A 4,611-nucleotide genomic window follows, 5' to 3' on the forward strand; every position below is an offset into this window, starting at 1 on the left:
CCCCAATTTGTTTGCCCAGTTCTTTGAGTTGTTTGTCAGTTTCCTTCTGTTGTTGGGCGTTTTCCTTCTGTTGTTGACTAACTTCCTTCAATAGTAGTTCAGTCTCCTTCTGTTGTTGACTAACTTCCTTAAGTTGTCGGTCAGTTTCCTTGAGTTGTCGGTCAGTTTCTTTTTGAGCGGTAGTTAATTCGGCTAAGAGTTGCCATACGTCTTCGGATGTAGTTGCCATAGATAATTTTTTCCTTCTGATCTGGTCTATTACTATTTTAGTCAATTGCGCCGATAATTCCTAATTTTTAAGCTTCAATGCTCTCTTTTTTGTCAAGTACATCTTATCCCATTTTAAGCGAATACTACCGTGCGATTAGCGTAAACCAAAACGCGATTTTGCAAGTGTAAACGTACCGCTCGCGCTAACACCACCCTTTCTAAATCCTTACCTTGACGAATTAAATCTCCTACGGTATCGCGATGGCTAACTCTGACCACATCCTGCTCGATAATCGGCCCCTGATCGAGATCGGCAGTGATATAATGGGCGGTAGCTCCAATAATTTTTACCCCTCGATCGTAGGCCCGTTGATAGGGATTGGCTCCCGCAAAAGCCGGTAAAAAAGAATGATGAATATTGATAATATTGGGGAAAAAGTTAATAAAATCTGGGGTGAGAACCTGCATATATTTAGCTAAAATCACTAAATCTATCTGGTATTGCCGCAGTAACTCTAATTGTCTGGCTTCCTGTTCAATCTTGGTTTCGGCGGTAACGGGAAGATGATAAAAATCAATACCAAATTGATTGGCAACTGAGTGTAATTCTGGATGATTGCTAATAATTAAAGGAATTTCTGCCCTAATTTCTCCCCCGTGTTGTCGCCATAATAAATCGAGGAGACAATGATCCTGTTTTGTCACCCAAATAGCTAGACGCGGGACAGTATCGGAAAAATGTAAGGACCAACTAGCCTGCAAAGGTTTGGCAATAGCGGCGAAAGCTGGTTCGATCATCCCACGGGGTAAATTAAACCCTTCTAATTGCCATTCTATCCGCATCAGAAACAATCCCGCCGAAAAATCCGTGTGTTGGTCAGCATGGATAATATTGCCGCCATTAGCGTAGATAAAATTAGCGATTTTCGCCACCAGACCAATCTGGTCGGGACAAGAAATTAACAAGGTTGCAGTGGCAGCAGTCATAAATTATCGGTGGCAAGAATTGACTTTTTCTACCCCTAATTTATTACAATTTTAGGCACTTCGTCCCTTTGATACACAAAAAAGATCGTTTGTCAATAGCGATCGCCGATTAAATTTCCGGTTAAACTGATAGGCTATTCCCTTGCTCAGAAGTGGCAAAATGCCGCTCGATTAGGGAGGGGACATCTTGGGGAGCTACCTGATTATAATGCTTTTTATCGGGCATAACCACCAGATTCGGCCCTTTTTTGCACTGTTTTAAACAGCCAGTTAATTTAATATTCACCGCTTCTCCCAGTCCTTTTTCCTCTAAACCACTCTCTAACCTTTGGCAGACTCTCGCACCGCCATTTTTCCAACAATCGGACTTCTGACAGATTAAGACGGTGGCTTTTTTAGCTTTTGCCGGGGCGACTTCTGGGGTTTTTTCGCCAGATAAATGCTCGATCCCTAGTACCCTCAGTTTTAATTTTCCCTTTTTTGAACAAAGACTACTTTCTCCCGTCACTTTTAGCCATGAGTGGAGAGCAATATTGAGAGGTATGTGGTCTCGCAGTGGTTTTTCGGGCTTAAACCAATATTCCCGTTTATCAACACTGATTCTCAGGTATTTTACCTTATATCCGTCCTTGAGGACAAAACCGAGGAATTGACCGACCACTTGAAAGGGAACCATGGTAGTTACAGATTTTGACATACTTTCTCACTTTTTACTCTCAGATTGCTAATTTTTCTCAAGGATTATACCCGCCAACAGGTTTCCAGCCAAGGGATTAAACAGCCTTGGGAAGCCTCTACCCATCGCAGGACAATCCACAGCTGTAAAAGTTGATCCTGTCCCTCGATGCGAACTGGCAAAAGCTGATGGAGCGAGCATTTACATTCAATGTCTAGGGTCTGGAGCCAGTGGTAGACCTGCCAGGGATCCCAAGCACTAATATTGAAGATTTTCTCACCTTCCGATGGCCATTTGTCTATACCCATGGGGCTTTTAATTGAGAACTATTAGCAATATAACTCTAGGCTGCTGTTCTCAGTATAACCGACAACTGCAAATAATTGTCAATAACCCGAAGAAAAAAAAGTTACCCGGCAGCGGCGATCAGCTAAAATCTTGCTTGTCCGCTTTGCCGATCCCGGAATCCCTACCGCCTAGAATTGTCAAAGAGATAAAAATGGAGATAACAAGATTTATTAACGAAAATTATGGATAAAAAAGCTCAAAAAACCGATAATTCAGCAATTCTCTATTTTGATGGTGGTTCTCGCGGCAATCCGGGGAGCGCAGCCGGTGCAGCGGTAATAGTTTTAGCCGAGGGTAATTCCTTGACAACGACTAGATATATGGAGAGAGCCACTAATAACGAGGCTGAATACACGGGATTGATTATTGGATTGGAAAAAGCCCAAGAATTAGGCTTAAAAAGCCTAGAAATTCGCGGAGATAGTCAATTAGTCATTAATCAAGTTAAGGGAGACTGGAAGGTAAAAAGCGATAGTTTACGTCCCTTTTATCAGCGTACTTGTCAATTAGTCGCCCAATTCGATCGCATTAGCTGGCGCTGGATTGAACGAGCTAAAAATAGTTTGGCTGACGCTGCTGCCAATCATTGTATGGACGAGGCGAAAAAATCGCCAGAAAAACCGAAGGAAGGTGAAACTAATCTCGATATTCTGCTCCAATCCCTGAAACCAATCCTAAATACCGAAGAATTCGTTTTTTCTTCCCTAACAGCAACAGAACTAGAACAGCTACAATTAACCCCTATCTGCCAATTTCAGGAAGAGGAAGGCCTAACGGTGATTATTCCCCGTCAGCAAGCTGATCGCACAAGCTTGCAGTACAAATATATTTATAGACAAATTACTCTTTCTGTGCATTCTAGTTTAGCGGCGGTGGGATTTTTAGCGGTGATTAGCGAGAAACTGGCCGCAGCAGCAATTAGCGTCAATGTCATTTCTGGTTATTATCACGATCATTTATTTATCCCTAGGGATAGGGTGACGGAAGCGATGGCTATTCTCGAAGAAATTAGCCGCTCATAACAGTTATCAGTTATCAGTTATCAGTTAGCAGTTAGCAGATGTGAGTTTTCAATTCACTCATTACTGTTTACTGTTCACTGAAAAAACAGGATTTATGATTATTTGCTCTCCTCCGAGGAATTTTTCACCGTTTCTTCTAGGAAAACTACCGGTTCTTTTTCCCGCTGCTGGGAGCGGATGATATCAATGGTACTTTTCAGCACACTAGCGATGGGAACTGCTATCAATAAACCGAGAATTCCTGCCACTTTGCCCCCGATAAAAAGAGATAGAATAATCCAGACGGGATTAAGTCCGATCATACCTCCCATTAACCGAGGGGCGATGACATTATCATTAATTTGACCGACAATAATAGTCAGGGTCAAAACCTTTAATCCTAGCCAAAAATCTTGAAACATCAGTAGGGTACTAATGCCAATAATGGTGAAGGCACTGGCAAAAGGAATTAATGTAGTTAGACCGATCGCCACCCCGAATAATAGGGCATAATCAACCTTGAGAACCACAAAAACAAAAATTTGAGCAAGGCTGAGAATTCCCGCTAAAATGGTTTGACCGGCAAAATAGGTTTCAAAAGTTTGACGAATAATCGTTCTTAATTTGAAATTCCAGGGAGAGGGAATCCAACTTAAAATTCCCTCCCAAATTTGTTCGCCATAGAGAACCAGAAAGACGGTGAGAACTAGAACAAAGAGAATGTTTAGGATACTGTTGATAGTTCCCAGCACAAAGCTTAGTAATTGAGTGCTAAGAGTTTGTAAAACATTGGTTAGTCGTTCCGATAACTGGGTGATTGATTGCTCGATATAAATCGCATATTTCTGAGTTTTATCCCACTTTTCTAAATTTTGTATCTGTTCGGTTCCCGACTCGATCCACTGGGGCAAACTATTGATTAAACTGCTTAATTGTTCGACAATCTGGGGAATTAAAATTAAACCTAAAACAATCAAAATTAATAGGGCAATTAAAAAGACAATAGCGATCGAACCACTGCGATTAACCCCGCGTCTTTGCAGCAGTTTGATGGGAACATCTAAGACAAAAGCTAGTAAACTAGCAGTGACAAAAATACTGACTAAGGGTTCTAGGTAGCTAAATAATTGGAATAATAACCAACCATTGAGAAATAAGAGCGGAAAAACTAGACTTAGCCGCAACCAACGAGGTAGTTGCTTAAAAAGCTCTATCATATAACTAATTTTGTCCTGAGAGAGTATCGAGGTAGGGGCTGCTGAAAAAGTTTTTCGTGGGGGCAGGGTGTGGGGTGTGGGGTGTGGGGTGTGGGGTTTTACCCATTTTCAGGTGGTCAATTACCTAATTTTCAGGGAAAAAATCCCTAAATTTTCCCCCCAATCACTCCAA

Annotated in this window: 6 protein-coding genes and 1 pseudogene; 2 read left to right on the forward strand and 5 right to left on the reverse strand. The window is 41.7% G+C overall.

Going from position 1 to position 4,611, the window contains the following annotated elements; translation table 11 throughout:
* The 4 genes and pseudogenes from PX484_RS20540 to PX484_RS20555 form a co-directional block, all read right to left on the reverse strand.
* Window positions 1-229: pseudogene (locus tag PX484_RS20540) on the reverse strand (DUF3782 domain-containing protein); the annotation flags it as partial.
* A 113-nt stretch (window positions 230-342) separates the two neighbouring features.
* Window positions 343-1,197, reverse strand: coding sequence for a formyltetrahydrofolate deformylase (purU, locus tag PX484_RS20545; protein ID WP_002800452.1), 855 nt, complete (start codon window positions 1,195-1,197; stop codon window positions 343-345).
* Between the two features lie 121 nt (window positions 1,198-1,318).
* Window positions 1,319-1,894: a (2Fe-2S) ferredoxin domain-containing protein gene (locus tag PX484_RS20550; protein ID WP_002800454.1), complete on the reverse strand. Its 576-nt coding sequence runs from the start codon at window positions 1,892-1,894 to the stop codon at window positions 1,319-1,321.
* Window positions 1,895-1,938: 44 nt separating this feature from the next.
* Window positions 1,939-2,181 carry an Asr1405/Asl0597 family protein gene (locus tag PX484_RS20555; protein ID WP_002800455.1) on the reverse strand — a complete coding sequence of 81 codons (243 nt, stop codon included), beginning with the start codon at window positions 2,179-2,181 and terminating at the stop codon, window positions 1,939-1,941.
* 11 nt (window positions 2,182-2,192) lie between these two features.
* Here PX484_RS20555 and PX484_RS20560 point away from each other — a divergent pair, with 11 nt between their 5' ends.
* A complete protein-coding gene (locus tag PX484_RS20560; RefSeq protein ID WP_157404720.1) occupies window positions 2,193-2,411 on the forward strand; it encodes a hypothetical protein in 219 nt (72 codons plus the stop codon).
* Entirely contained in the window at window positions 2,404-3,243 is an 840-nt protein-coding gene (locus tag PX484_RS20565) for a reverse transcriptase-like protein (RefSeq protein ID WP_287669073.1), read from the forward strand. Before PX484_RS20560 ends, PX484_RS20565 begins: the two co-directional genes overlap by 8 nt.
* A gap of 98 nt (window positions 3,244-3,341) precedes the next feature.
* Here the strand turns inward: PX484_RS20565 and PX484_RS20570 are convergent, their stop codons facing one another.
* A complete protein-coding gene (locus PX484_RS20570) occupies window positions 3,342-4,439 on the reverse strand; it encodes an AI-2E family transporter (RefSeq protein ID WP_287669081.1) in 1,098 nt (365 codons plus the stop codon).
* Window positions 4,440-4,611 lie beyond the last annotated feature (172 nt).

The organism is Microcystis sp. M49636_WE2, from assembly GCF_030065375.1.
Lineage (GTDB): Bacteria > Cyanobacteriota > Cyanobacteriia > Cyanobacteriales > Microcystaceae > Microcystis > Microcystis aeruginosa_C.

What these genes read in the sequence shown, in the direction of transcription:
- purU (WP_002800452.1), bottom strand. Translation starts at nt 1,197, where the DNA reads ATGACTGCTGCCACTGCAACCTTGTTAATTTCTTGTCCCGACCAGATT.
- PX484_RS20550 (WP_002800454.1), bottom strand. Translation starts at nt 1,894, where the DNA reads ATGTCAAAATCTGTAACTACCATGGTTCCCTTTCAAGTGGTCGGTCAA.
- PX484_RS20555 (WP_002800455.1), bottom strand. Translation starts at nt 2,181, where the DNA reads ATGGGTATAGACAAATGGCCATCGGAAGGTGAGAAAATCTTCAATATT.
- PX484_RS20565 (WP_287669073.1), top strand. Translation starts at nt 2,404, where the DNA reads ATGGATAAAAAAGCTCAAAAAACCGATAATTCAGCAATTCTCTATTTT.
- PX484_RS20570 (WP_287669081.1), bottom strand. Translation starts at nt 4,439, where the DNA reads ATGATAGAGCTTTTTAAGCAACTACCTCGTTGGTTGCGGCTAAGTCTA.